The sequence below is a fragment of the Streptomyces sp. NPDC055239 genome (genome assembly GCF_053606205.1).
The window spans coordinates 60,054-83,065 of sequence record NZ_JBSGRD010000022.1; the positions used below are offsets into that span (position 1 = coordinate 60,054).

The 23,012-nt window shown below is 70.3% G+C and carries 24 protein-coding genes; 8 read left to right on the forward strand and 16 right to left on the reverse strand.

Going from position 1 to position 23,012, the window contains the following annotated elements; all coding sequences use genetic code 11:
• Window positions 1-108: 108 nt before the first annotated feature.
• The 3 genes from ACWFRJ_RS41995 to ACWFRJ_RS42005 all read right to left on the reverse strand — a co-directional run bounded on the left by ACWFRJ_RS41995 (window position 109) and on the right by ACWFRJ_RS42005 (window position 2,320).
• On the reverse strand, window positions 109-942 hold the full coding sequence (locus ACWFRJ_RS41995) for a hypothetical protein (RefSeq protein WP_453543897.1): 834 nt from the start codon (window positions 940-942) through the stop codon (window positions 109-111).
• A 288-nt stretch (window positions 943-1,230) separates the two neighbouring features.
• Window positions 1,231-1,497 (reverse strand): DUF397 domain-containing protein, encoded by a 267-nt coding sequence (locus ACWFRJ_RS42000; RefSeq protein WP_453543899.1) that lies wholly within the window; start codon window positions 1,495-1,497, stop codon window positions 1,231-1,233.
• Window positions 1,478-2,320, reverse strand: a complete 843-nt coding sequence (locus ACWFRJ_RS42005; protein WP_453543901.1) for a helix-turn-helix domain-containing protein — start codon at window positions 2,318-2,320, stop codon at window positions 1,478-1,480. The genes ACWFRJ_RS42000 and ACWFRJ_RS42005 overlap by 20 nt, the downstream gene beginning before the upstream one ends.
• 116 nt (window positions 2,321-2,436) lie before the next feature.
• On the opposite strand from ACWFRJ_RS42005, the gene ACWFRJ_RS42010 reads away from it, so the two are divergent.
• Together ACWFRJ_RS42010 and ACWFRJ_RS42015 are read left to right on the forward strand one after the other, a co-directional pair.
• Window positions 2,437-2,649, forward strand: a complete 213-nt coding sequence (locus ACWFRJ_RS42010) for a hypothetical protein (RefSeq protein ID WP_453543903.1) — start codon at window positions 2,437-2,439, stop codon at window positions 2,647-2,649.
• The gene (locus ACWFRJ_RS42015) at window positions 2,646-2,870 is read left to right on the forward strand and encodes a hypothetical protein (protein WP_453543905.1); all 225 of its coding nucleotides are present in this window, start codon (window positions 2,646-2,648) and stop codon (window positions 2,868-2,870) included. The genes ACWFRJ_RS42010 and ACWFRJ_RS42015 overlap by 4 nt, the downstream gene beginning before the upstream one ends.
• A 38-nt stretch (window positions 2,871-2,908) precedes the next feature.
• On the opposite strand, the gene ACWFRJ_RS42020 is transcribed toward ACWFRJ_RS42015, so the two are convergent.
• From ACWFRJ_RS42020 to ACWFRJ_RS42030, 3 genes are all read right to left on the reverse strand, one after another.
• Window positions 2,909-3,574, reverse strand: coding sequence for a hypothetical protein (locus ACWFRJ_RS42020; RefSeq protein WP_453543907.1), 666 nt, complete (start codon window positions 3,572-3,574; stop codon window positions 2,909-2,911).
• A gap of 285 nt (window positions 3,575-3,859) precedes the next feature.
• Window positions 3,860-4,843 carry an aldo/keto reductase gene (locus ACWFRJ_RS42025; RefSeq protein ID WP_453543909.1) on the reverse strand — a complete coding sequence of 328 codons (984 nt, stop codon included), beginning with the start codon at window positions 4,841-4,843 and terminating at the stop codon, window positions 3,860-3,862.
• A gap of 17 nt (window positions 4,844-4,860) precedes the next feature.
• Entirely contained in the window at window positions 4,861-5,160 is a 300-nt protein-coding gene (locus tag ACWFRJ_RS42030) for a hypothetical protein (RefSeq protein WP_453543911.1), read from the reverse strand.
• Between the two features lie 157 nt (window positions 5,161-5,317).
• Here ACWFRJ_RS42030 and ACWFRJ_RS42035 point away from each other — a divergent pair, with 157 nt between their 5' ends.
• The gene (locus ACWFRJ_RS42035; protein ID WP_453543913.1) at window positions 5,318-5,920 is read left to right on the forward strand and encodes a TetR/AcrR family transcriptional regulator; all 603 of its coding nucleotides are present in this window, start codon (window positions 5,318-5,320) and stop codon (window positions 5,918-5,920) included.
• An 89-nt stretch (window positions 5,921-6,009) separates the two neighbouring features.
• Here ACWFRJ_RS42035 and ACWFRJ_RS42040 read toward each other — a convergent pair whose 3' ends face one another.
• The 3 genes from ACWFRJ_RS42040 to ACWFRJ_RS42050 form a co-directional block, all read right to left on the reverse strand.
• Complete coding sequence (locus tag ACWFRJ_RS42040) at window positions 6,010-7,554, reverse strand: PTS transporter subunit EIIC (RefSeq protein ID WP_453543915.1); 1,545 nt, start codon at window positions 7,552-7,554, stop codon at window positions 6,010-6,012.
• Window positions 7,555-7,645: 91 nt separating this feature from the next.
• Window positions 7,646-8,632: an N-acetylmuramic acid 6-phosphate etherase gene (gene murQ, locus ACWFRJ_RS42045; protein ID WP_453543917.1), complete on the reverse strand. Its 987-nt coding sequence runs from the start codon at window positions 8,630-8,632 to the stop codon at window positions 7,646-7,648.
• A 68-nt stretch (window positions 8,633-8,700) separates the two neighbouring features.
• The gene (locus tag ACWFRJ_RS42050) at window positions 8,701-9,627 is read right to left on the reverse strand and encodes a MurR/RpiR family transcriptional regulator (protein ID WP_453543919.1); all 927 of its coding nucleotides are present in this window, start codon (window positions 9,625-9,627) and stop codon (window positions 8,701-8,703) included.
• A gap of 115 nt (window positions 9,628-9,742) precedes the next feature.
• Here ACWFRJ_RS42050 and ACWFRJ_RS42055 point away from each other — a divergent pair, with 115 nt between their 5' ends.
• Window positions 9,743-10,135: a hypothetical protein gene (locus ACWFRJ_RS42055; protein WP_453543921.1), complete on the forward strand. Its 393-nt coding sequence runs from the start codon at window positions 9,743-9,745 to the stop codon at window positions 10,133-10,135.
• Window positions 10,132-10,398: a DUF4031 domain-containing protein gene (locus ACWFRJ_RS42060; RefSeq protein ID WP_389905180.1), complete on the forward strand. Its 267-nt coding sequence runs from the start codon at window positions 10,132-10,134 to the stop codon at window positions 10,396-10,398. The genes ACWFRJ_RS42055 and ACWFRJ_RS42060 overlap by 4 nt, the downstream gene beginning before the upstream one ends.
• On the opposite strand, the gene ACWFRJ_RS42065 is transcribed toward ACWFRJ_RS42060, so the two are convergent.
• The 4 genes from ACWFRJ_RS42065 to ACWFRJ_RS42080 form a co-directional block, all read right to left on the reverse strand.
• Window positions 10,395-15,224 (reverse strand): HD domain-containing protein, encoded by a 4,830-nt coding sequence (locus ACWFRJ_RS42065; protein ID WP_453543923.1) that lies wholly within the window; start codon window positions 15,222-15,224, stop codon window positions 10,395-10,397. The genes ACWFRJ_RS42060 and ACWFRJ_RS42065 overlap by 4 nt on opposite strands.
• Window positions 15,225-15,234: 10 nt before the next feature.
• A complete protein-coding gene (locus tag ACWFRJ_RS42070) occupies window positions 15,235-15,615 on the reverse strand; it encodes a Pepco domain-containing protein (RefSeq protein ID WP_453543925.1) in 381 nt (126 codons plus the stop codon).
• A gap of 61 nt (window positions 15,616-15,676) precedes the next feature.
• Window positions 15,677-16,903, reverse strand: a complete 1,227-nt coding sequence (locus ACWFRJ_RS42075; RefSeq protein ID WP_453543927.1) for a Cmx/CmrA family chloramphenicol efflux MFS transporter — start codon at window positions 16,901-16,903, stop codon at window positions 15,677-15,679.
• Between the two features lie 178 nt (window positions 16,904-17,081).
• Window positions 17,082-17,660, reverse strand: a complete 579-nt coding sequence (locus ACWFRJ_RS42080; RefSeq protein WP_453543929.1) for a TetR/AcrR family transcriptional regulator — start codon at window positions 17,658-17,660, stop codon at window positions 17,082-17,084.
• A 158-nt stretch (window positions 17,661-17,818) separates the two neighbouring features.
• Here ACWFRJ_RS42080 and ACWFRJ_RS42085 point away from each other — a divergent pair, with 158 nt between their 5' ends.
• Both ACWFRJ_RS42085 and ACWFRJ_RS42090 read left to right on the forward strand, forming a co-directional pair.
• Window positions 17,819-18,712: an SDR family oxidoreductase gene (locus ACWFRJ_RS42085; protein ID WP_453543931.1), complete on the forward strand. Its 894-nt coding sequence runs from the start codon at window positions 17,819-17,821 to the stop codon at window positions 18,710-18,712.
• Between the two features lie 43 nt (window positions 18,713-18,755).
• Complete coding sequence (locus ACWFRJ_RS42090; protein ID WP_453543933.1) at window positions 18,756-19,421, forward strand: O-methyltransferase; 666 nt, start codon at window positions 18,756-18,758, stop codon at window positions 19,419-19,421.
• A 6-nt stretch (window positions 19,422-19,427) separates the two neighbouring features.
• On the opposite strand, the gene ACWFRJ_RS42095 is transcribed toward ACWFRJ_RS42090, so the two are convergent.
• Together ACWFRJ_RS42095 and ACWFRJ_RS42100 are read right to left on the reverse strand one after the other, a co-directional pair.
• Entirely contained in the window at window positions 19,428-20,507 is a 1,080-nt protein-coding gene (locus tag ACWFRJ_RS42095) for a GNAT family N-acetyltransferase (protein WP_453543935.1), read from the reverse strand.
• Window positions 20,508-20,527: 20 nt separating this feature from the next.
• Window positions 20,528-21,166: an HD domain-containing protein gene (locus ACWFRJ_RS42100; RefSeq protein WP_453543937.1), complete on the reverse strand. Its 639-nt coding sequence runs from the start codon at window positions 21,164-21,166 to the stop codon at window positions 20,528-20,530.
• A 73-nt stretch (window positions 21,167-21,239) separates the two neighbouring features.
• Here ACWFRJ_RS42100 and ACWFRJ_RS42105 point away from each other — a divergent pair, with 73 nt between their 5' ends.
• A complete protein-coding gene (locus ACWFRJ_RS42105; protein ID WP_453543939.1) occupies window positions 21,240-21,911 on the forward strand; it encodes a maleylpyruvate isomerase family mycothiol-dependent enzyme in 672 nt (223 codons plus the stop codon).
• Between the two features lie 68 nt (window positions 21,912-21,979).
• Here ACWFRJ_RS42105 and ACWFRJ_RS42110 read toward each other — a convergent pair whose 3' ends face one another.
• Complete coding sequence (locus tag ACWFRJ_RS42110; protein ID WP_453543941.1) at window positions 21,980-22,903, reverse strand: hypothetical protein; 924 nt, start codon at window positions 22,901-22,903, stop codon at window positions 21,980-21,982.
• Window positions 22,904-23,012 lie beyond the last annotated feature (109 nt).

Consider the following 23,012-nt stretch of genomic DNA (forward strand, 5'->3'; position numbering starts at 1 on the left):
TCGACGAATCTGGAGCCACAGCATGACGTCCATCGAGGCGAGCGCAGGCCGGTTTCGGGTGCTCGGCGTTCCAGTTCCTCGAAGTCCTCGACGGTCATCTGTGGGCGCTCATCGCTGCCAGGAGTCATGGTGGTGCCTTCTCTCTTGTGCGGCGTTGGTTGCGTCGCGGGCTGCCGCCGCGTGGGTGCGGACGGCCTCGGGTGCCAGGAGCACCGCCGCATGACGGGCGGGCCGGGGTTCGCCCCGGCACGGGCCGCATACGCCGCCGGGCAGGGCTTCGGGGCGGCCGGGTGCGCCGCACCTCCCGCACTCCAGTACGCGGAGTACGGGGCGGGGTGCTGGTTCCGGGGGGAGCTTGTTCTTGAGGCGGCTGCGGACGAGGGCTGCCGGGCTGTGAACCGGGGTGGGTAGCCCTGAGGTGAGGGCGCGGAGGATGTCCGGCTCCGTCGCCCCGCGCGTGAACCACTCGGTGGCCTGGGGTTCGAGGGCAACGCAGTCCGCGTACGCGAGGGAGAGGGAGGGGGCCGTGCGGCCGAGAGCCGCGAGGAGGATGAAGGCGCGGCTGCGGGTGGGGTGCCGGGGTCTGTCCGGCTCGTCCTGCGGTACGTCGCCGCGCGTGAACGCCGCCCACCAGTCGTTGTCCCGCGCGGTCCGGGAGAACCACGTCCGCGTGACCCAGCGGGCGCTGCCGGATCCGCGCACGTGTTCGCTGCCTCGGCGCAAGTGGCCTGCCGCCTCGAGCCTGTTGAGGGCGGTACGGAGAGCGCACTGGCCGTAGGGGAGGTGCTTGGCCAGGGTCTTTACGGAGATGTCCGCGCCGTCGGGGAGGCGGTCCAGGTATGCGGCGATGGACGCTTCGCGGGGCTGGAGGTGGGTGAAGTTGTGTGCCGTGCGGGACAGTTGTGCGGGCGCTGAACGTTTCCCGTAACCCGGATTGGCCATCGGGTGCGGGTCTGCGTGCGCAGGGCGGAGGGCGGCACTAAGCTGCGTATTAGCCATCGGATCGACTGCTTTCGATCTTGGTGGTCAGGCCCCCGCAGGTGTTGTCAGCACCTGACGGGGGTTGTTTTTGTTCGTTAATCGGGCACGGTAGAGCGTCGTCACACTGCGTGGCAAGTCGAACCCGGAAAGTGGTCGCATGTGCCAACTCCAAGGGAGGGAGGGCGGGTTGAGACCCGCCTCCCGTTCCTTGAAAAGAGGGCTCGAGGCTTGTGGCTTGAGCCCCGGGGGTTAGCTGACCTTGAGATCTGTGATGAACGCGGACCAGCTGGCGGCCCGGAACACGAGCTTCGGGCCGGTGGGGTTCTTGGAGTCGCGGACGGGGAGGAGCTCCGGGTGGCCGTCGGACACTTCGAGGCAGTCGCCGCCCTCCCCGCCGCTGTACGTCGACTTGCGCCAGGCGGCAACCTCTACGCAGTCGCCGCCGCTGCCGCCGCTGTAGCTGGACTTGTGCCAGATGGCCGTGGACAGGTCGTACTCAGGGGTGGTGTTCTCCATGCTCGTAATCCTGCGCTACTGACTCGACCAGGGCCAGGGATTGCCGAGGGGAGAGGGCTGCGGCCTGGAGGAGGCTGAAGGTCAAGGCGTGGCGGGCGACCGTCGCCGGGTCATCCAGCAACTTCCCCATGTCCGGTGCTTCGACGAAGGAGAGCGGGGGCGCATCCTCGAACTCCATGACCTTCAGGGGTCCGGTCATTGAAGCGTGTGCTCCCGCACCGAACGGCAGCACCTGCACGATGATGCGGTGCTCCCGCGCGAGGCCCGCCACGTGGCGCAAGGCATCCGCCATCACTGCGCCACCGCCGACGTCCCGCCGGAGGGCGGCTTCGTCAACAATCGCCCACAACAGCGGCGTTGTTGGGTTGTCGAGTAGACGGGCCCGCACGAGGCGCGCCTCCACCTTTACGTCGATCGCGTCGTCCGTCGCCGTCGGGTGGTAGGCGCGGAAGATCTCTGTCGCGTACGCCTTGGTCTGAAGCAACCCCGGGATCAGTAAGGCCGCGTACTGCTTGACGGTGGTCGCGACGGCCTCCGCCTCCGCCGCCTCAGCGAAGTGATCCGGGTACTTGGACTTGGCGACGGCCTTGCAGTTGCGGGTGAAGAAGCCCCCTGTGCCCAGGACTTCGTCGAAGTGGTGGGCGTACTCCAGGTGCATCCGGCGCGTACCGGCCTCCAGTTGGCCGATGAAGGAGCCGCTGACGAAGAGCGGCGCGCCCAGGGCGTCCTGACTGAGGCCCGCTCGTTCACGGGCGTGGCGGAGTTCGCAGCCGATGAGGGCGCGGGGGTTCGATGAGGGGTCGAGGTCCTTGGGGCGGGTCATGGGCAACTCCTGCACCGAACAAGGGGGGTTGTTGGGTCGCCGACGCTTCTCAGAGTACGCAGCGACGGACACGCTGGGTGATGAAAGAGCAACACTCGGTGTGAAAGGTGGAGGGTATGGCGCTGACGGCGGAGGAACGGGTGCGGGCGGTGGAGGAGGCCGTACGGCAGTTGAGAGCGGGCCTCGAAGGGGCCGGGGTCACGCTGCCCTCGCTGCGGATGGACCCCCTGACGGCATCGGCAGAAGGCGCGCTGCCGCTGGTGGAGCTGGGGCGCTGCAACCTCGACATGGCGTTGCGACTGGCCGCCGTCCTTGAGGGTGCGCGATGAGGGGCGACCCGAGTGTTCCGGAGGCGGGGACGTACGCCGTCGACTACCGGGACGGCAGCGTGGGGCAGGTCATGGGGTGCGAGGGCGGTCTCGTACAGCTACGCCCCTTGGGCGGTGGCCGGGAGTGGGACTGCCCACCGGAGAAGGTGGGGGAGGCGCCGCCGGGGGAGGTGCTGCGGGAGAAAGTGCGGCGGCTCAACCGGGAGGGGCGGCTGCCGTGAACGGGCTGTGCGCTCAGCGGGGGGTGCTGGCGGAGAAATCAGCCGATCAGCAGAAAGAGAACCATTCTCATCAGGACTAGGCCGGTGAGCACTGTTCCAGCGATGAGCAGTGGGCTACGCGCGTGGCGCAGGAGACGCTTACCGCACCAGACTCCGTAGGCGGCCAGGCCGCCAGAGATGAGGATGAACAGAAGATAGCCAGCCAGTCCGCCCCCGCCCAGGAGACTGAGAATGACGTAGACCACGAGGAACTGTGGGAGCCCCAGAAGCCACACCTTCCTCACCTCTGCCGGATCTGGGGCGGCTGGGGGCAGGGACGCAGTGGGCTTGGGGGGCATGACTGGCGGTGGAGGGCCTGCGGTCAAATCGTAGGAAGGGTGATGCGTCGGTGGGATGGAGAGCGGTTGAAGGGCTGTGCGCAGCCGTTCGGCAAATCCCGGGTCTGCCCGCAACTCGTCGGCGATCACGGATCCGGCGACGTCCGCTGATCCCTCGCCAGGATGCTCTTGCAGGCGGGAGAGAGCAGAGGATCCCAGAACGCTCCTTCCGAGTTGGCCCCAGATCAGCTCGCGAACTGCTGCAGTCTGCTCCCCCGAGGCCGACGCACGTCCAGTCAGCACTCTGATCGCCGCAGCGGATAACTCCGAATCCTGCATCCCGAATCCCCCCTGCATATTCAGTAGGACCTGTGAGCCTATGGGCATCTTCCGTACCAAGGAATAGAAGAAGCCGACGCCGATTCGGGCACCCGGACAGAGCCGCCTACTCGTCCTGGCTCAGCAGCGCGAGCGTGAGTGATGGGGTGGATCAAGCCGCAGGGCGGGCGGCGAAGGTGACCGCGATCGCCTGAGGCGGGCCGCCGCGTACGACAGGTTCTTCGAGCTCGCCCAGGACTGGGATGTCGAAGGAGCGGAGGCGGCACGTCGCGCCATGAGGGATGCGTACCGACCGTAGGCGGGACGCGCGGCCGGCGTCGGGGGCGGGGGCTCTCAGGCGATGGAGGCCGTCCGCTCGTCGAGGAGGCCCTCGCCGCGCAGGTCGTCCCAGACCTGTTCCGGGATCCGTGCGTGGAACGCCGCTGTGTTTCGCCGCACCTCGTCCGCGGAGCGCATCCCGACAACGACGCTCGCGACGGCAGGGTGACGCAGCGGGAAGGCCAGTGCCAGCTGCGGAAGTGTGACGCCGTGGGCTTCGGCGACGTCGGCCAGGCGGTGTACCCGCCGCAGCGTGCTCTCCGTGGCCGGTGCGTAGTCGTAGGTGGCGCCTTCGAGCGGGCGATTCGTGGCAAGCAGGCCGGAGTTGAATATGGACGCCGCGAGGACCGAGACTCCTCGTTGCTCACACGCGGGCAGCAGGTCGTCGAGGGCGCTGTGGTCCAGCAGCGTGTAGCGGCCGGACAGCATCACCACGTCGGCGTCCGTCTCCGTGACGAGCTCGGTCAGCATTCCGGGGTGGTACATGCCTGCTCCGATCGCGCCCACCACACCCTCGTCGCGCAGTTCGGCGAGAGCCGGAAAGCCGTCGCGCAACGCGGCGTCGAAATGCTTTTCCGCGTCGTGGAGCAGGAGCAGGTCGATCCGGTCGACCCCCATCCGCTCAAGTGAGTCCTCCACGCTGCGCCGTACGCCGTCGCGGGTGAAGTCCCACACGCGGCGGTGTGTGGCGGGCACGGCGAAGCTCTCGTCCATGCGGCCTGCCGGATCCTGCGGCACAAGGAGTCGGCCCACCTTGGTCGACAGGGTGAACTCCCCGCGCGGCTTGTGACGGAGCAGCTCGCCGGTACGGCGCTCGGAGTGCCCGATTCCGTAGTGCGGTGAGGTGTCGAAGTAGCGGATCCCGCCGTCCCAGGCCGCTTCGAGGGCGTGCGCGGCGGTGTCGTCGTCCAGGGGTGCGAAGAGCCCGCCGAGTGGGCCTCCGCCGAAGCCGAGCTCCGTGACGTGCACGTCGGTCTTTCCGAGCCGGTTGCTTCTCACTGTCTGCTCCCTAGTCCCTACTGGTGTTCGTGTTGGTGTTGGTGACTTAGTTCGAGTCCGGCGCGCATCACGCGAGACGGCCCCACGTGATGAATGCGGCGATGGCTGAACAGCGGGATCAGGCCTGTCGCGGCCAGGAGTTCAAGGATCCCGAGGGCTTTGACGGAGCCCGCGCCGGTCTGGCCGGTCCGCTCTCCGCCGTGCTGAGCGGCGAGCTGGTCCCCGGGGACGAACGCCTCGGTGACGCCGCCGAGCAAGGCGACTGCGACCAGCCGGCGGCAGCGATCCAGAGCGCGAGGTTCATGAGGTTCTCCCACGGAGATCACGAGCGCGGAGTCGCACTCAGGGGCGCGGGCTGCCGGTGGCAGTCATCGCAGGGGCACGACACGTGTCGTGTCGCTAAGACTCGCTGAGTCTCTGTGGCTGCCTCGCCGTTGTCAACACAACACGTGTCGTTTCCCTTAGAGTTGAGGCATGTCCGACCAGGCCGAGCCCCGACAGCCCAACCCCCAACGCCGCAGCGAGAAGAGCCGCCGCGCGACCCTCGATGCCGCCCTCGACCTGTGCGGGGAGCAGGGCTACGGCGCTGTCACCGTGGAGGCGATCGCTTCCCGGGCCGGGGTGAGCAACAAGACCATCTACCGATGGTGGTCCTCCAAAGGGGAGGTCGTCCTTGAGGCGCTGGACGACGCCGCCGACCCGGCCACCGACTTCCCCGACACCGGTGACCTGCGTAAGGACCTCCTCGCGCAGATGGAAGTGCTCCTTCGCGGCCTCTTCGGCGATCCCCGCTTCGGTCGCGCCCTGACGGGGTTCATCGCCGACACCCATCACAATCCGGAGCTGGCCCACGGACTCAAGTCCGTGCTGTTCCAGCCGCGTGTCGACGCGGCGCGCTCTCGTCTGGCCAAGGGCCGAGAGGCGGGCGACCTCAGGCCGGACGCCGACCTGGAGTTGGCCATGGAGCTGCTGTACGGGCCTCTCTACTATCGCCTCCTGCTCCACCAGGGCGACCTGCACACCCCCGCCGAACTCGAAGCACTCGTCGACCACGTCCTGCGCGCCCTGTCCCCGTGACACGGCTCCGCAGAGCCTACGGAGGTTGTTCGGCGGACAGCGAGGGCGGCGCCCCGTCGCGCAGGGTGCCGCCCTCGGACCTGGAGGGGTCAGACCGATGCGGGTGACTTGGTCTTGGTCGGGTCCGTTGACGGGGCGGGGGAACCCGCGACGACCTGCTCGTGCGTGGTCGTGGTGTTCGTGGCCGTCGTGTCGACGTTCAGTTCCACCAGCATCTGCTTGCTGAAGCCGAAGAAGTACGTCGCGACGAAGCCCACCACGTAGCCGACCAGCAGGCCGCCGCCGTAGATCGCGATCGTCAGGCCCAGGCCCTTGTTGCCGTCGAGGAGCGGGAACAGGGCCCAGCCCGACGGGCCGATCGCCGTGGAGCCGACCTTCTCGCCGATCATCGAGAAGAAGCCGATGAACGCGCCGCCCGCCGCGCCGCCCACGCACGCCGTGATGAAGGGGCGGCCCAGGGGGAGCGAGACTCCGTAGATGAGGGGTTCGCCCACTCCCAGGAAGCCCGCGGGGAGCGCCGACTTGATCGTCGTACGGATCGACGTGTTGTTCTTGAGGCGCTTGTACACCGCGATCGCGCAGCCCACCTGGCCCGCGCCCGCCATCGCCAGGATGGGCAGCAGGACCGTGAAGCCCTGCTGCTCGATGAGCGTGGTGTGGATGGGGATCAGGGCCTGGTGCAGGCCCAGCATCACCAGGGGCAGGAACAGGCCGCCCAGGACCAGGCCCGCGAACGCGCCCGTGTTGTCCAGGAGCCAGTTTGCCGCCGTACCGATGCCCGTCGACACCTCGCCCGCCAGGAACATCAGGCCGAAGATCGTGACCAGGCCGGAGAGCAGGACCGTGATCGTCGGGGTGACCAGGACGTCCAGGGCCTCCGGGACCCACTTCCTGCACCACTTCTCGATGTACGTGGCGAGGACTGCCGCACCGAGGGCGCCCAGGACTCCGCCCTGCCCGGGTGACAGCTTCTGGCCGAACGCCTCGATGTTCGCCACACCCGCGTACACGATGATCGCCGCCACCGCGCCGCCCAGGATCGGCGTACCCCCGAACTCCTTCGCCGTGTTGAAGCCCACGAACACCGCGATGAGCGCCATGAACCCGGACGCGATCGCCGCGAGCGCCGGGGTGATGCCCGGCAGCCACTCCAGGTTGATCAACAGGCCGTTGATGCCCGCGATGATGCCGCAGCCGATGAGGGCCGGGATCAGCGGCACGAAGATGTTCGCGATGCGGCGCAGGAAGAGCTTGAACGGGGTGGCGTTCTTCTCCTTGCGGGCTGCCCTGAGCGAGGCCCCTTGCGCGGCCAACTCGTCGGCGGTGAGGACGTGTTCGGGGGCCGCTGCGGGAGCTGCCGACCCTGCCTCAGCCCCCGCCTCCGCCACCAACGCCTCGAACTCCGGCGTGACACGGGCGACGATGCCCGGTCCGAGCACGATCTGATACGTGTCGTCGTCCACCACGCCCATCACGGCGGGCAGCGCCTTCAGTGCCTCGTCGTCGACCAGCGAGCGGTCGGCGAGGCCCAGGCGCAGGCGCGTCATGCAGTGGGCGATGGACGTGACGTTCCGGGCGCCGCCGACGAGGGGAAGGATCGCGGCGGCTGTGGCGCGGTTCTTGTCAGTTGCCATGGTGCGGGTGCCTTGCTGTGTGCAGGGTGGCGCTGTTCATCAGTCAGCGGCAGGGGGAGGTGGGGCAGGTGCGTCAGGTGGGAAAGAGGGGTCAGGCGGTGGTGCGGGGGGTGCGTGCCGTGTCGAGCGCGGCCCTGAGGTGGCCGTCCGACGACGCGAGCAGGTCGGCCGCCGTGTGGCCGTCGACTCCGCCGAGAATGGTGAGGATGGCGTTCTTCACCTCCCCGTCGGTGGAGGCGAGGGCGGCCTCGATCTCCTCGTCGGAGGCGCCGGTGGCGAGGGAGACGATCCGTCGCGAGCGGGCGCGCAGCTTCTCGTTCGACGCGCGTACGTCCACCATCAGGTTTCCGTACGTCTTGCCGAGCCGGATCATCGTGATCGTCGACAGCATGTTGAGGACGAGCTTCTGGGCCGTGCCCGCTTTCAGACGGGTGGAGCCGGTGAGCAGCTCCGGACCGACGACGACCTCGATGCCGTGGTCGGCCGCTGCCGCGAGCCCGCTGTCCGCGTTGCAGGAGAGGCCGATGGTGAGCGCGCCCCTCCGCCTGGCGTGCTCCACCGCGCCGATCGCGTACGGGGTACGGCCCGACGCCGAGACGCCCACGACCACGTCGTCCGCGGTGAGACCGAGCCCGTCCAAGTCCTCGGCCGCCAGCTCCTTGCTGTCCTCCGCGCCCTCGACCGCCGTGACCATGGCGCTCGGCCCGCCCGCGATGAGGCCGACGACCTCGGACGGGTCGGTGTTGAAGGTGGGCGGGCACTCGGAGGCGTCGAGCACGCCGAGGCGCCCGGCCGTACCGGCGCCCGCGTAGACGAGCCGTCCGCCGCGGGCCATGCGCTCGGCGGTGCCGTCGATGGCGGCGGCGATCGCGGGGAGCTGCTCGGCGACGGCCGTCGGCACGGTGGCGTCCTCGCCGTTCATGATCTTCGCGATCTCCAGCGTGGGCTGCCGGTCGATCTCGGAGAGCTCGGGCCGGAACGCCTCGGTGGTGAGCGTGTCCAGCTGGGCGCGGAGCTCGCCGTACGTCTCCCCGCTGCCGGGAGTGGGAGAGGGCGTGGCGTCGGTCGTGGAGGTCATGAGGTGCGGCTCTTTCGTGTGCGGCGGGGGGTGGAGGGGGTGGAAGGGGGGTGCGGGGCGAGGGGAGGTCAGCGGTTGCCGTTGCCGCGCGGGCTGTGCCGGTGCGCGAGCGCTTCGTAGGAGGCGGCGAGCGCGGGGGCCGCGCTCTCGTACGTCCGCTGGGCGACACCCACGAACAGGCAGTCCACGACCAGGAGTTGGCTCGTACGGGACGACATCGCGGCGGGCCTGAGCTCGCTCTCGCGCGCGGTGGACGTGGTCAGGATGTGATCCGCGTACTGCGAGACGGGGCTGCCGGGCCGACCGGTGATCGCGATGGTCGTCGCCCCGCGCTCGAAGGCGACCCGCAGCGGCTCGATGACGTCACCGGTCGATCCGGAGTGCGTGATCGCGATCGCCACGTCCTTGGAGTGCAGGGTGACGGCGTTGGTGACGGCCAGGTGCGGGTCGGAGTGCGCGTGGGCGATGTGGCCTATGCGAAGCAGCTTCTGCGCGAGGTCCTGGGCGACGAGACCGGAGGCGGCGACTCCGTAGATCTCGGTGCGGGGTGCGACGGCGAGCGCGGCGACGGCGGCGCCGAGCTGGACGGTGTCGAGTCCGCCCGCGGTGTCGGCGAGGGTCTGCTGCTCGTCGTACGCGAGCTTCGCCACGACGTCCGCGATCGGATCGTCCACGGCGATGTCGGCGGTGACGGCGGGCGCCCGGCCCGACTGCTGCTGGGCGGCGAGTCCGGCGAGGGCGAGCCGCAGGTCGCGGTAGCCGGGGTAGCCGAGGAGGCGGGCGGTGCGCACCACCGTGGCCTCGCTGGTGCCGGTGAGCTCGGCGAGGCCGGTGACCGTGAGGGCCGCGCAGCCCGCGGGATCGCCGGCGACGGCTTCGGCGACCAGCTGCATGGAGCGGGTCATGGACGGGGCGAGCGTCCGCACCTTCGCGGCGAGGGCGGCAGGGGCGGGGGGCGCCGCGCCCGCGAAAATTTCCTTCACGTCATTGGTCACGTCTGAAAGATATTTTCAGACCGGGGGGCGGTCAAGACCCCTTTGGTCCCGATCTCGGTTGCGATCTTGATCCCGGACTTGGGGGCGGGTTGCACGTGGGGTGGAGAATGGCTGTATGGAAGCGATCGACCCTCTGGAGCAGGCGCTGCACGCCGCTCGCGCACTTGTCCTCGCCGATCTCGTGGCCGGTGAGGTCGCCGAGGCCGAGGTCGTCTCGCTGGTCGAGGAGTCGGTGGTGCACCGCCGCTGGTGGGTCGAGCAGTGGCCCGAGGGCGTCGAGTACGTCGCGGGCCTCATCGCCCAGGACGTACAGGACGCACTCCTGGAGCGCTACGGCCGCTGGCCGCTCTGCCCGGTCTGCGGCGCGGACGACCCGCACGCCCTGGAGGTGGAGCCGGAGCTGGGCCCCGACCCGCACTGGGTGTGCGCCAAGGCGGTCGTGGTCGTGGCCCCGGTGGGCGGCCTTGCGGGCGGCCCGAGCGGCGGACCGACGGGCGGCCCGGCGTGACGGTCTACATAGACCCGCCGACCTGGCCGGGCCACGGACGCATGTGGTCGCACCTGGTCAGCGACTCCTCGTACGAGGAACTGCACGCGTTCGCGGCAGGCATCGGCGCCCCGACACGCGCCTTCGAGCGCGACCACTACGACCTGCCCTCGCACCGCTACGAGGACGCGGTACGCGCGGGCGCGGTCGAGATCGGCTCGAAGGAACTGGTGCGCAGGCTTACGGACGCGGGGCTGCGGCGGCCTAAGGGACGGCCCGCCTAGGCGGGTGGGGTGGGTGGTCTGCGTCGGATGCCCCGTGCGCCGTTCAGTGGTGAGGTCCGGGTCAGGGAATCCGGGCTGAACCAGGTCTCCGCCTCGTGGCGCATGCCCAGCTCGGTCGCCGAGAGGGCGACGTCGTGGAACGGCATCGACAGGCGCATGGCCACTGAGGCCAGAGTGGCGAGAGAGACGCGTACGTCGGCCCGGTCGTTGCGCCAGGCCTCGATGTCTGTCCAGACGTCCGGAGTGAGCGTGTCGAGCAGGACGATCTCGGTTTCCGACTCGTACTTCCGGGCCGGAGAGGGCCCGGCGATCTCGAAGCCGAGACCGATCAGGCTCTCGGCCACGGAGTCCGTGTACGGGCGGTCCCCGGCGTCTTCGGCGCTCCCGTCGTAGGGGTCCATGCCGACGTGCAGCGCTGTGGCTCGGAGTTCCGTGGGCGAGACCGGGCCGTAGTCGGTCGGCTCGGGCAGGTTCCCGTAGAGCACGGCGTTCACGTCCTGGTCGGGCAGTCGGGACAGCACGGCGGGGTCCGGGGTGCAGGCATATCCCAGGGAGACGAGACGGGAGGCCGCCTCCGCCAGGGAGATGTCGGCGGCGTTGGCCCGCGACGCGATGCTGAACAGGGTGACGGGTGCCTCCTCGTCGGCCTCCGCGGGAACGGCGCCCGAAACCCCCGTGCCCAGGAAGGCGATTTCCTCCCGGGTCGGCAGTTCGCCTTCGTCGTCGGGCGGGGCGGGCACGTCGAACCCCAACGCACGGAGCTGGGTCGCCGCGGAGGTCACGGAGTGGCCGGTCCGCCGTGCGACCGCTGTCAGGTAGCGGAGGGGGACAGGGCGGTCCACATCCGGCGAGTCACCCTCGTACTCCAGGAGCGCCCGGTCGTCGTCGGCCAGCGCGGCGGCCAAGGAGCCGTTCGGCGGAACGGCGAACCCGAGTCCCTCCAGGATCAGGGCGACCTGCTGGAGCCCGAAGCCCGTGGTGCCGGCCACCGACGCCAACTGTGCCAGGGAGATCCGCCGGGCCGCCTCCGGACCCGGAGGTTTCGCGTACCTGCGCCACAACATCCTGAGGACCGACTCCTCCTCGGCGGTCCACCCGTGCCGCTCGGGGCATTCCTCGGCCACGGTGAACCCGAGCTCCTGCAGCCGTTGTGCGGCCTCGGACGTCGGGACCTCGGCCAGCGCCGCGCTCATGCAGACCTGCGCGGCGGGCAGTGACGTGCCGGGTACGAGCCAGCCTTCCGGGTCGCCGAGCGGCCGCAGCAGGGGAAGGTCCTTGCGGAGCACCGCGGTTGCCCCCTGCAGCGGTGCGGTGCGGTAGCCGAGCGACGACAGACGATCGACGATCTCGGCTGCGGACAGCCCGGTGAGCTCGACCCGCTCGAAGACGTCTGCCGCTGTGAGCTCCTGGTCCGGGTCCTGCCAGTGGAACAACGAGTTGAGGCTGAGCACGCCGAAACCTGCGAGCACGGTTGACGGGTGGCCGATCAGCCGACCGGTCGCCAGGGGCCCCCTGGCCCAGACGTCGAGGTCCAGGTCCCAGCGGGGGAACAGCGTCGTCGTGGTGTACCGGGCGAGCAGCGCGATGTCCGACGGACGTGCGCACGAAACGTCCTCCAGCTCCGACGCGTGCCGCTCGAGCGGCACGCCGAGCCCGGCCCGGTACAGCGTGAGGAGACGCCAACGCAGCACCTTGTCCGGGAGATTGAGCAGGAACGACGCGGTGTGGTCCTGCCCGCCTTCCGGATAGCGGCCGGTCACCAGGGGGAGCAGGGTCTCGTCGGGAGGGAAGAAGCCGACGTCGGCGTAGGGCAGCGAGACATCGCCCAACTGCCAGGCCTGGTTGATGCGCCGAGCCTCCTCGGCGACCCGGTCCCCGAAGGAGACGGAATGCTCACTGACGCGGGACAGCCACTGTGCGGTGGGCAACGGTGTCCCCGGCGCGAAGAGGCTGGGCACCGCGGCCGTCATCCGCTCTTCCACGTGGTTGCGGTCGAAGGAGCGGAGGTTGCGCCGGTCCACCGTCAGTTCGGGGCGATGCTCCCCGTGCAGGTTGACCAGGGCGCCGTACGGAGAGGTCCGCTGCATCAGGTTGTCGGTGCTGGCATACACACCGTCCGCCAGCACCCAGCCCCGGCTGTCCACCCACCAGAGGTTCGGGTCGTCCGAGGGGAAGCAGACGCCGCCTCCCCGCAGAGTGACCCAGCTACTGGTCAGGTGCAGTTCCATGCCGATCGGCGACGGCTCTCCCGGCCGCCACTCGTGCTGCCGCGACCCGTGCTCGGCCGTCGTGCGGTACGGCGCGACCCACAGCACTTTCTGCAGCGCGGTCACGCACGACACGGGAGCTCCGGTCTGGGGCAGGAGCAGCCGCACCGTGGTGCCCGAAGCGTCACCCGGCCGCAGGTCCTCCACCCGGAACAGGTTGCCGGGCCCGGCGATCGACACCTGGAGGAGGCGGCCGGGGCGGCCGTCCCGGCCCATCCGGCAGGTGCGTACGACGATCTCGTCGGCCAGCATGAAATAGCTCAGGACCCCGATGCCGAAACGGGAGTTGGGGTGCAGCTCGATCTTCGGCTCGGGCAGTTCCGCCCAGGCAGCCTGCTCCTCGATGTACTCGGGCAGGTCGACGAAGCGGGCGCCACCCTGGGAGAAGACGTTGCTCAGCTCGTCGATGCCCATGCCGATGCCGTTGTCGCGGCACTCCAGGTAGGGGCGGCCGTCCTCGCCGACTCCTTGGACGAACTCGATCCGTCCCTCCCAGGAGACGGACGTCCGGCCGGTGCGGCGCAGGAACTGAGTGCGGCAGTCGGCGTAGCGCACCGCGTCCAGCGCGTTCTGATAGAGCTCCCGGACCGCCAACTCGCGCTCTCCGTAGAGCTCTTCGCCCATCAGCAGCTCCTGGACGCGGTCCTCCGCGAGCTGGAAGCGAATGCCGCTCGACAGCTGGTCGGGAGTGTTGCCGCCCAGGCGTACCCGCGACCCGTCCGCATAGGGCGGCAAGCCCGCCAGCGGTGCCAGTGTCGGGTTGTTCGCCTTGTTGATGTCGCGGAGCAGGCCGTCCACCCGCGACGCGTGTTCCCGCAGAGCGATCTGCACTGCCGGGTGGCCGCACACCGCGTTGAGGGAGCGGCCCGTGCCTGATGTGCGCCAGTCCGATCCCCGCACCGTGGTCAGGAGTTCGTCGAGCTTCACGTTGTCCGAGATGCCGAGGTGTTCCACGACGATCTCGGGGAGGTCTACGGGGTCCACCGCCATCGCGTACGCCGCTTTCGTGAGCGCTGCGACCAGCGGCTCGCGGACCTCGTGCTCGTCGGGCGCGCTCGCGGCCACCGTGTCGTGGTCGTGCAGGCCGTCGCCGCGCGCGGTGGCGAAGGGGGCCGCGCGGTGCTCCTGGAGGAAGCGCATCAGCCGCTTCTCGGAGAGCGACTCGGTGACCCAGCGCGGATGTTCCGACGCGTTCGCCGGGACGCTGACCAGCAGTTTCAGGGACTCGGCCGCGTATACCTCCGGCTGCTGGATCAGCCAGCGGTGGTACAGCCACCAGCGGATCCGCTCCACCGAGCCGTCCGTGACCTTGGCCTGTTCCAGGGCGCGCAGTCTGCGCTTGATCCGGGGGAAGCCCTGGGCGAACTTGCGGAAGCGGTCCCGGTCCGGGGCCGGGCCCTTCCCGTCGTCGGCCAGGACGTCGCGGCGCCGGTCCGCCTCCTGCGCCCAGAAGGTCTGCTCGACCAGCGGGAGGAGGACGGCGAGGGCCGCCTCGGACGGTGAGAGCTCCACGTCGTCCGCGAGCCGGTGGGTGAGGAAGCCGAGCCTGTCGTGGGTGCGCAGGGCCAGTTCGGAGTCGTGCCACGGGTCGTCGCGCAGCGCGGCCGCCGCTGTCTCGTACCCGGCGGCGAGACCGCTCGCGAGGGTGCCGCAGAGTTCGTGCAGGGCTTCCCGCGCCGGTCCTGGGCGGGTGCGCTGCCACACGGGGTGCTGGGCGACCGAGCGGATCCACGGGTGGGCCTCGGTGTGCCGGTCGGGGCCGGGGAGGAGGGGGAAGTCCTGCTCGCCGGGGGCGAGTTCGGAGACCACCCTGATCTGCTGCGGGGCGCGGTCCCGTTGTTTGTACTGCTTGTACGCGCCGTGCAGGGCGGTGACCCGGGTCTGTGCCTCCTGGAAGAACTCCTGGAGGCGCATCGCGTGCAGGTTCTCCGTGATCACGTCGCCGACCGCGCGCGTGAAGAGGCTGAACGACTCGCCGGGCGGGATGCCCGTGTCGGCGCTGGGATCCGCTGTCTCCGACTCGCGCACGAACAGGGACTGTTGAGTCGCCGAGCACCCGTACACGTACGCGACCTTGCGGCGCAGTGACGCGGCGATCTTCCGGCGCGACCAGCTCTGGATGCCCGGCGGGCCCGCCTTGGTGTCCCGCTGGATGCCCTCGCGGCAGGCGTCGACGAGGAAGACGACGTGGGCCGCCCGCGACTCCTCCAGCTCCTTGCGCCAGCCGATCTCGATACACGTGTCGGAGAACGGCTCGACGTCGAAGGTCGCGTCCTCGGGGATCAGGTAGTCCTGGCCCTCGAAGTGGTGGCCGTGCCCGCTGAGCAGGATCCACAGCGTGTCGTCCGGCCTCGCGTCCCGCAGGAAGCCGCGGACCTGGGCGTGTACGACGCTGGGGATGATGCCCCGCTTGTTCTCGACGATCTCCGCCGACTGGAAGCCGCGGTCGGTGAGGATGTCGCGCAGCCGCAGCAGGTCGTCCTGGATGAACGGGAGGCTGTCGATGCGCGGCTCGTCGTAGTCGCTCGCCCCGATCAGGAGGGCCTTGTGCTGTGGCACGGCCGCGCGCTCAGGTCGTGGGGCGCTTGAACGTCAGGGTGAGGCCCCTGGTTCCTTGCACTTGTCCCGTGCCGATGAGCTGGATGGAGCCGCTCGCCGTCACCTGGAACGAGAGCTGCGCCTCGGCGAACGCGAGCGTGTCGTCGCGCTCGGCGACCTCCTTGAACAGCTGCTGCAGTGCGTCGACCGTGTCCGCGAGGTTCTTGCGGAGCGGGCCGAGCGGGACCGCGCGCAGCACGGCGTCGCCGTCCCGGTTGAAGAGTCCCTTGGAGTCGCCTCCCGGGCCGCCGTCCGTCCCGATGAGGTTGTCGTCCTCGTCGGTCGCCTCGACCCAGAAGGCCAGCGACTGGCCCTCGATCCGGTCCGTCGCGTCGTCGTTCGCCGTCGTCATGCTGCCCCACCCCTGGTCCCTGGGCCCCGGAATCTCCCTGATTTCCGTGGCTCGGTCAACTTTAGTTCCAGGAGGGGCTTTTGGTGATGTCCTCGGCAGGGTTTAGGGAAGGGGCGGAGGAGGTGGTGATCACGCGGCTCGGGGTCCTGCGGTGCAGGCGCAGGGAGATGGTCACCGCGACGATCGCCACCGCCGTCATCGCCGCGCCCGCCCACGCGGTCGAGGCGTAACCCAGCTTCAGGTCGATCACCGTGCCGCCCAGCCACGGGCCGCCCGTGTTGCCCAGGTTGAACGCGGCCGTCGTGGTCGCGCCCGCGAGGGTCGGGGCGGCGCCCGCGACGTTGAACATGCGGGCGTTGAGCGCCGGGGCGGTGTAGAAGGCGGAGAGGCCGAGGAGGAAGGACAGGGCGATCGCCACGGGCGCCGTACCGGCGAAGAGGGCGAGCGCCACGAGGAAGACCGTCGAGGCCGCCGCGCCGCTCAGCATGACGCCGAAGAGGTGCGCGTCGGCGAAGCGGCCACCGATCACCGTGCCGAGGAGCGCGCCCGCCCCGAAGAGTCCGAGGACGGTCGGGACCCAGCCCTTGTCGAGGCCCGCGACGTCCGTCAGGAGCGGGGAGAGGTACGAGAACGCGCAGAAGACGCCGCCCGCCGCGAGCGCGGTGATCGTGATGGAGAGCCAGACCTGCCGGTCGCGGTAGATGGCAAGTTCCTGCTTGAGGCGCGGCTTCTCGGCAGGGAGCGGGATGCGCGGGATGAGCGTGAGCACGCCGACGAGGGCGATCGCGGAGGCGACCCCGACCGCCCAGAAGGCCGAGCGCCAGCCGAAGTTATCGCCGAGGAACGCACCGGCGGGCACGCCGAGCACGTTCGCTATGGACAGGCCGCCGATCATCACGGCCATGGCGCGGGCCCGCTGGTTCATCGGCACCATCGCGATGGCGACGGCCGCGCCGACCGCCCAGAACCCGGCGCAGGCGAACGCGCTGACGACGCGGGACGCGAAGAGGATCTCGTACGTGGGCGCGAGGGCACCGGCGACCTGGCCGAGGCCGAAGACCGTGATGAGGGTGATGAGCGTCGTGCGGCGGGGGAGACGCAGGGTCGCCACGGCCAGGAGGGGGGCGCCGATGACCATGCCGATGGCGAAGGCGGAGATGAGGAGGCCCGCGCGGGGGATGGAGACGTTCATGTCGTCCGCGATGGGCGGCAGGAGCCCCGAGAGCATGAACTCGCTCGTGCCGAGGGCGAATACGGCCAGGCCCAGGATGTAGACGGCTATGGGCATGCGGGTGGTGCGGCTTGCGCTTTTCCCTGGCTCGGGGGCCGTGGGGGCAGGGGCCTTCGGGGCCTTCGAGGCCTTCGGGTCGGGATTCGGCATAACAGTTCTGAACGCTTGGGTTGCGCGTGACATTCCTGGTGCCGGGGGGGGGCAGGTGGCGCCTACCCGCGTCGGGCCGGGTGCCTCATGCCCCCGGATTGCTCAGGGTGCGTACGAACTGCTCCGCCAGCTGTTCGGTGTCGATGCCGTCCGCGCCGCGCCCGGACAGGATGTGGAAGAAGGGCGGGCCGATCAGGAGCGCGGTCGCCTGTTCGAGCGAGAGGGCGGTGCCGCTCGACTTCCGTACCGCCTCCACGACCTCCGCGGCGCTCTCCCCGAGGATGTCGCGGGAGGCGAGCAGCGCGGCGACGTCCGCGTCGTGCTGGGCTTCCCCCAGGAGAGCGCGGTAGGCCGCGCCCGCGTGGGAGCGGGACAAGAAGACGACGAGGGCGTCCAGGTACGCCTTGAGGTCTTGGCGCGGATCGTCGCTGCCGGGCACGGACAGTTCCTGCCGGGCGTCGATGGCGCTGGCCTCGTAGAGGACCTCCGCCTTGTTCGACCACCAGCGGTACACGGTCTGACGGCCCACGCCCGCCCGCTCGGCGATGCCCTTCATGGTCAGGGCCGCGTACCCGACCTCGACCAGCAGATCGTCGACGGCGTGCAGCACGGCGGCGCGTGCGCTTTCACTGCGGGGCCTGCCGCGGCCGCTTCCATCCACCATGCCGCCACTCTATACGAGACACGGTGCCTCGTATGTGTTACCTTTCCGGTGCACGGTGACTCGTTAATGGTTCTCCGGCCGTGCCGCCACCTGACTCCACCCAGCTGCGTCATTCGCGGCATTCACCTGCCCTTTTCAGGGCGAAGGAGGTCACGCTCATGCGTGCATTTGTCACTGGAGCGACCGGCTGGATCGGCTCCGCCATCGTCGACGAGCTCATCTCGGCGGGCCACCAGGTCATCGGCCTTGCCCGGTCCGACGAGGCCGTCCAGGCTCTCGCGGCCAAGGGCGTCGGCGTCGTACGCGGAAACCTGGACGACCTCGACTCGCTGCGGCGAGGCGCCGCCCAGGCGGACGCGGTCATCCACATGGCCAACAAGCACGACTGGGGCAACCCCGCCGAGTCCGACCGCTCCGAACGCGCCGCGATACAGACTCTCGGCGACGCCCTGGCCGGCACCGGCCGTCCGTTCGTCGTCGCCGCGCCCCTCTCCGGCATCGTCGAGGGCCGGCCCGCCACGGAGGACGACGTCTCTCCGGCCATCGGCCCGGACTCCAACCGGGGCGGCAGCGAGAACCTCGCCCTGGACTACGTGGCCAAGGGCGTGCGGACCGTGATCACCCGGTTCTCGCCGAGCGTGCACGGCCGAGGCGACTGGGGATTCGTCAACTTCCTCACCGCGGCAGCCCGTAAGCAGGGAGTCTCCGGGTACGTCGGCGACGGCTCCGACACCTGGTCCGCGGTGCACCGCGACGACGCCGCCCGCCTCATCCGCCTCGGCATGGAGCAGGCACCCGCGGGGACGCGGCTGCACGCCGTCGCCGAGGAGGCCATCACCACCAAGGCGATCGCCGAGGCGATCGGCCGCAGCCTCGGCCTGCCGGTCGAATCCGTCGCGCCGCAGGACGCCGGAGCCCATTTCGGCTTCGTCGGCGGCTTCTTCGCCTCCACTATGACCGCGTCCTCCGACGCGACCAGGCAGCTCCTCTCCTGGGAGCCTGCCGGGCCGACCCTGCTCGCGGACATCGACGCGGGTGCCTACACGGCCTGACGAAGTCACGCCCTCCCCCCTCCCTCAAGAAGGAGCAACCACCGTGCCCACACAGACCCACACCCTCGCGGATCCCCGCATCTCCGCCGCCCTGACCCGCATGTTCGAAGCCGCCGACCGTGACGATGAGGCCGCGACACGTATGCGCAGCGTCCCGTCCTACGAGCGGGCGGCGCTGTCGGCGCAGGAATACGCCGACGCGGCGCGGGAGATCTACATGCCGATCTCCGCCGAGGGCGGCCGGCTCCTCTACAACCTCATCCGCGCCACCAAGCCGACGACCGTCGTCGAGTTCGGCACCTCGTTCGGTATCTCCACCCTGCACCTGGCCGCCGCCGTACGCGACAACGGCACGGGCCGGGTCATCACCACGGAGATGAGCCAGTCCAAGGCGGCCGCCGCACGCGACACCTTCGCCGCCACCGGCCTCGACGACGTGATCACCGTGCTTGAGGGGAACGCCCTGGAGACGCTCGCCGCACTACGGGAGCCGGTCGACTTCCTGTTCCTGGACGGGTGGAAGGACCTCTGCCTGCCCGTCCTGAAGCTCCTCGAACCGCACATCGCGCCCGGCACCCTCGTCGTCGCCGACGACGTGGACTTCACCGACCTCGTCCCCTACATCGACCACGTCCGCGACACCGCCAACGGCTACCACAGCGTCACGTTCCCCGTAGAGGACGGGCTCGAAATCAGCTGCCGCCTCTGACCCCGTCTATGCGGGCCCGCGCCGCGCATACGCGCGGAGGTCCTCGCGGTCCGAGACGCGGACGTATCCCGCGCGGGAGACCACCGCCTGGGACGCCGTGTTCTCGGGTTCGATGACGGCGAGGAGGGAGGAGACCTCGGGCCGGGCGAGGGCCCATTCGGAGAGGGAGGCGAGGGCTTCGGAGGCGTAACCCCGGCCCCGTGCGCCGACCGCCAGGTCGTAGCCGACCTCCGCGACACCCTCCTCGTCCGGCGGCCCGTGGAAGCCCATCCCGCCGACGGTGACCTCGTCCTCCACGCGGACCAGGGCGAACATGCCCCACTCGGGCCGGTGGACCCCGGACGCGTAGGCCTTGGTGATCATCTCCGCGGCCGTCCGCGTCCCGTCGAAGGGCCCGCTCCCGATCCAGGTCAGACCCCCCGTGCCGCCCGCGGCGAGATCGGCCGCCGCCGCGGGGGACACCTCCCGCAGGACGATCCGCCCGGCGGGGATCTCCAGGGGGTTGTGCCAGCGCCACCCTTCGCGCTTCGGGCGCCCCGGCAGGGCGCGGCGGCCCGTGGCCCAGAGCAGCGTCGCCCACTGGTCCGCGGGGCTGCGCGCGGGCTGTACCTGCGGGAAGAGCCAGGCGAGCACCGCCTCGCACAGCACGGCGGGCGGCTCCGCGTCCAGGCCGAGCGCCTGCGCGATGTCGTACGTGTGGAGCAGTACTTCGGCGACGCCCATCGCCGAGAAGCCCGTCGCGTCCGCGCTGCCGTGCGGGTACGGGTGGTAGGCCCGGACGCCGGGCGGCGTGGTCCGCACCACCGCCGACAGCAGGCCGCCGGTCGACTCGATGACGCGGATCGCGTCGTCGGGGCCCGAGCCCTCGTCGAAGGCGATCTCGAAGGGGACGTACCCGTCGGTCGCCCGCCCTGTCAGCTGCCCGGAGTACGCGACGAGGTCTCCCGCGATGTGCTCGGCCGTCTTCAGGCAGCTCCAGTCGAGGCCGCCCGCCTTGACGCTCCAGTCGAGCCCCACCGCGGCACGCAGCACCTTCGCCGCGTGCGCCACGGCTTCCTCGACCTGGTCCCCACCCATGGAAAGCATGCGCCGAGCGTACGGGAGCGTCAGGCGCTCAGCAGATCAATTTCGGTCGCCAGGTTCGCGCGCGCGGGGTCCTCCCACTCCGCTGTCCCGTACGGGGTGCGGTACAGCCTGGGCAGTTCCAGGAGCTGGCGGAGCACCGCGGCGCGGCCCGCGCGGAAGTCCTCGTCCGGCACGAAGGAGTACTCCTCGCGTACGGCGGCGGCGTACGCGGCGTACGCGTCAGGGGCGGCGGCCAGGATCGCCAGGTCGGCGTCGCACAGCGTCTCGCCGTTGTGGTCGCCTTCGGCGGGGTCGTGGGTGACGGTGAGGCGGACCAGGCGGGCCACCTCCGCCGTCGCGTCGGGCGTCAACCCCGCTTCCTGGAGGGCACGTTCGGCGAGGCGGGCGCTGCGCTCCTCGTTCTCGGAGCGGTCGGGCGCGTACACCGCGTCGTGGAACCAGGCCGCGAGCCGTACGAGCTCGGGGTCATCGGCGTGCTCTTCCAGTACGTCGATGTGGCCGAGGACCGCGCTCAGGTGGGCGGTGGTGTGGTACCGCCGCTGCGGCTCGGCCCAGCGCGCGAGCAGGTTGTCCGCGTAGGGCGCGGGGTCGGGGGTCCCCTTGCTCGCGTGGAGCAGGGTCGCGTGCCAGCGGGCGCGGAGTTCCTTGTCGTCGGCCATGGGGTGACCCTAGACGCCTCCCTTTCCCGTTTCCCCGTTGCCATGCGCGGCGGTGACAGGGTTGGCTGCGGCCATGACGACCACGAGGATCGACGAGACGTACGACCCCGAGCGCCCCGGCCGCCTCCTGCGCAGCGAACGCGACGCGCTGATACCGCTGTTGAGGGACGCCGACGATGCCGCGTACGACATCCGGACCTGTTGTCCGGGCTGGACGGTGCGCCATGTGCTCGCGCACTGCGGCTCCGCGCTGATGCGGGTGGTCGAGAGCCGCTTCGAGAAGGGCGTGTACTCGCCGGAGAGCAACGAGCGTGACATCGCCGAGCGCGTCGACTGGTCCAACTCCCGTGTGGTGGACGAGTTGGAGCGCGGGATGACGGAGGCGGGGCCGTTCATCACCGCGTCCAAGGGGCGTCTCGACGGGGTCGCGATCGGGGAGTGGGTGCACGCGGGGGATGTCCGCGAGGCGTGGGGGCTGCCGGGGGCTTATGGCGGGGCCGGGCTTCCGGACGCGCTGCGACTGCTCGCGGAGCACAGCCGCAGGACCGAAGCGGTGCCGCTGCACGCGGACATCGACGGCATCGACGAGCCGCTCATCCTCGGCACGAACGACGGCAAGCGGTCGCCTGCGCGCTACATCGGGGACGCGCCGACGCTGATCCGCCTGTACACGGGGCGACCGCTCGCGGGCACGCGGTACGAGCTCGCGGGGGCGGTGGAGGGGGAGTTGCCGATCTTCAGCTGAGGTGAGCTGAGCTGATCTGCGGGTGCGTCGTGGCTGGTCGCGCAGTTCCCCGCGCCCCTTTCGGGGCGCTAGTGCTGGTGGCCGCCCTCGGCGTGGGATGCCCCCGCGTGGACCGTGAATGCCGCCGTTCGTACCTTTCCCTCGTGCTTGAAGTCGAGGAACAGGCGGTACGACCCCGCGCTGGGTGCCGTTGCCATGAAGGAGACGCCGGGGCCCGGCTCGGTCTTGCCGTCGCCGGGTTCGCCGGTGGGGTGTACGTGGAGGTAGGCGAGGTCGCCCGAGCGCAGGGCGACCAGGTGGCCGTAGGAGCCCAGGTAGGGCTGGAGGTCGGTGACCGGCTTGCCGTTCTTCCGCACGCTCAGGGTCACGTCACTGGACTTCCCCGGCTTCAACTCGCCCTTGAGGCTGACCTCGTAGCCGTCGACCGACGTCTTCGCGTTCTGCTCGGGCAGCTTCTTCGGCGCGTACGTCCCTGCCACCGCGAGGTCCGCCCCCAGCGTCAGACCCTCCTTCGCGCCCTTGGGCTTGAAGTCGGCGAAGACGCGGTAGCCGCCTCCGTCCGGGAGCTCGACCGGCGTCGACCAGGTGCCGTCCGCCGCGCGGGTCGGGTGCAGGTGGCGGTAGGTCGTCAGGTCGCGTGAGGCGACGATGAGGTGCAGCTCCTTGCCGTGCTCCCTCTCGTATGCCGTGACGCTCTTTCCGGTGCCGTCCTTGACCACCGCGAACCGCAGCTCCTCGCGCTTCTCGGCGTCGATGCGGGAGGTCTTCAGGTCGAGCGTGTAGCCGCGCTCGGAGATCTGCAGGCCGCCGGGCACGGTGTCCGCGTGCCCCGACCCCTCCTTCTCGCCCGTGAGCCCGCCGTGCCCGCCGTGCTCGCTCGCGGGCTTCTTCTGCGAGGTCACGGGGTCGACGCCCCGGCCCACTCCGTACGCGGTGCCGAAGGTCGCGGCGACAGCGGCGGCGAAGGCGGTGATCTTCAGTCCGGTGTTCATGACGGCTCCCGAAGGGGTGGAAAGGGGGTTCCTCGTGCATTTTGAAGATACCCCCATGGGGTATTAAGTCAAGCCGGAATCTCCCCTTGCCTTCGGTACCCCCTAGGGG

What these genes read in the sequence shown, in the direction of transcription:
- ACWFRJ_RS42055 (WP_453543921.1), top strand. Translation starts at nt 9,743, where the DNA reads ATGGAAGCGATCGACCCTCTGGAGCAGGCGCTGCACGCCGCTCGCGCA.
- ACWFRJ_RS42075 (WP_453543927.1), bottom strand. Translation starts at nt 16,903, where the DNA reads ATGCCCATAGCCGTCTACATCCTGGGCCTGGCCGTATTCGCCCTCGGC.
- ACWFRJ_RS42085 (WP_453543931.1), top strand. Translation starts at nt 17,819, where the DNA reads ATGCGTGCATTTGTCACTGGAGCGACCGGCTGGATCGGCTCCGCCATC.
- ACWFRJ_RS42100 (WP_453543937.1), bottom strand. Translation starts at nt 21,166, where the DNA reads ATGGCCGACGACAAGGAACTCCGCGCCCGCTGGCACGCGACCCTGCTC.
- ACWFRJ_RS42105 (WP_453543939.1), top strand. Translation starts at nt 21,240, where the DNA reads ATGACGACCACGAGGATCGACGAGACGTACGACCCCGAGCGCCCCGGC.
- ACWFRJ_RS42040 (WP_453543915.1), bottom strand. Translation starts at nt 7,554, where the DNA reads ATGGCAACTGACAAGAACCGCGCCACAGCCGCCGCGATCCTTCCCCTC.
- ACWFRJ_RS42095 (WP_453543935.1), bottom strand. Translation starts at nt 20,507, where the DNA reads ATGCTTTCCATGGGTGGGGACCAGGTCGAGGAAGCCGTGGCGCACGCG.
- ACWFRJ_RS42020 (WP_453543907.1), bottom strand. Translation starts at nt 3,574, where the DNA reads ATGCCCATAGGCTCACAGGTCCTACTGAATATGCAGGGGGGATTCGGG.
- ACWFRJ_RS42015 (WP_453543905.1), top strand. Translation starts at nt 2,646, where the DNA reads ATGAGGGGCGACCCGAGTGTTCCGGAGGCGGGGACGTACGCCGTCGAC.
- ACWFRJ_RS42000 (WP_453543899.1), bottom strand. Translation starts at nt 1,497, where the DNA reads ATGGAGAACACCACCCCTGAGTACGACCTGTCCACGGCCATCTGGCAC.
- ACWFRJ_RS42110 (WP_453543941.1), bottom strand. Translation starts at nt 22,903, where the DNA reads ATGAACACCGGACTGAAGATCACCGCCTTCGCCGCCGCTGTCGCCGCG.
- ACWFRJ_RS42080 (WP_453543929.1), bottom strand. Translation starts at nt 17,660, where the DNA reads ATGGTGGATGGAAGCGGCCGCGGCAGGCCCCGCAGTGAAAGCGCACGC.
- ACWFRJ_RS41995 (WP_453543897.1), bottom strand. Translation starts at nt 942, where the DNA reads ATGGCCAATCCGGGTTACGGGAAACGTTCAGCGCCCGCACAACTGTCC.
- ACWFRJ_RS42070 (WP_453543925.1), bottom strand. Translation starts at nt 15,615, where the DNA reads ATGACGACGGCGAACGACGACGCGACGGACCGGATCGAGGGCCAGTCG.
- ACWFRJ_RS42010 (WP_453543903.1), top strand. Translation starts at nt 2,437, where the DNA reads ATGGCGCTGACGGCGGAGGAACGGGTGCGGGCGGTGGAGGAGGCCGTA.
- murQ (WP_453543917.1), bottom strand. Translation starts at nt 8,632, where the DNA reads ATGACCTCCACGACCGACGCCACGCCCTCTCCCACTCCCGGCAGCGGG.
- ACWFRJ_RS42005 (WP_453543901.1), bottom strand. Translation starts at nt 2,320, where the DNA reads ATGACCCGCCCCAAGGACCTCGACCCCTCATCGAACCCCCGCGCCCTC.
- ACWFRJ_RS42035 (WP_453543913.1), top strand. Translation starts at nt 5,318, where the DNA reads ATGTCCGACCAGGCCGAGCCCCGACAGCCCAACCCCCAACGCCGCAGC.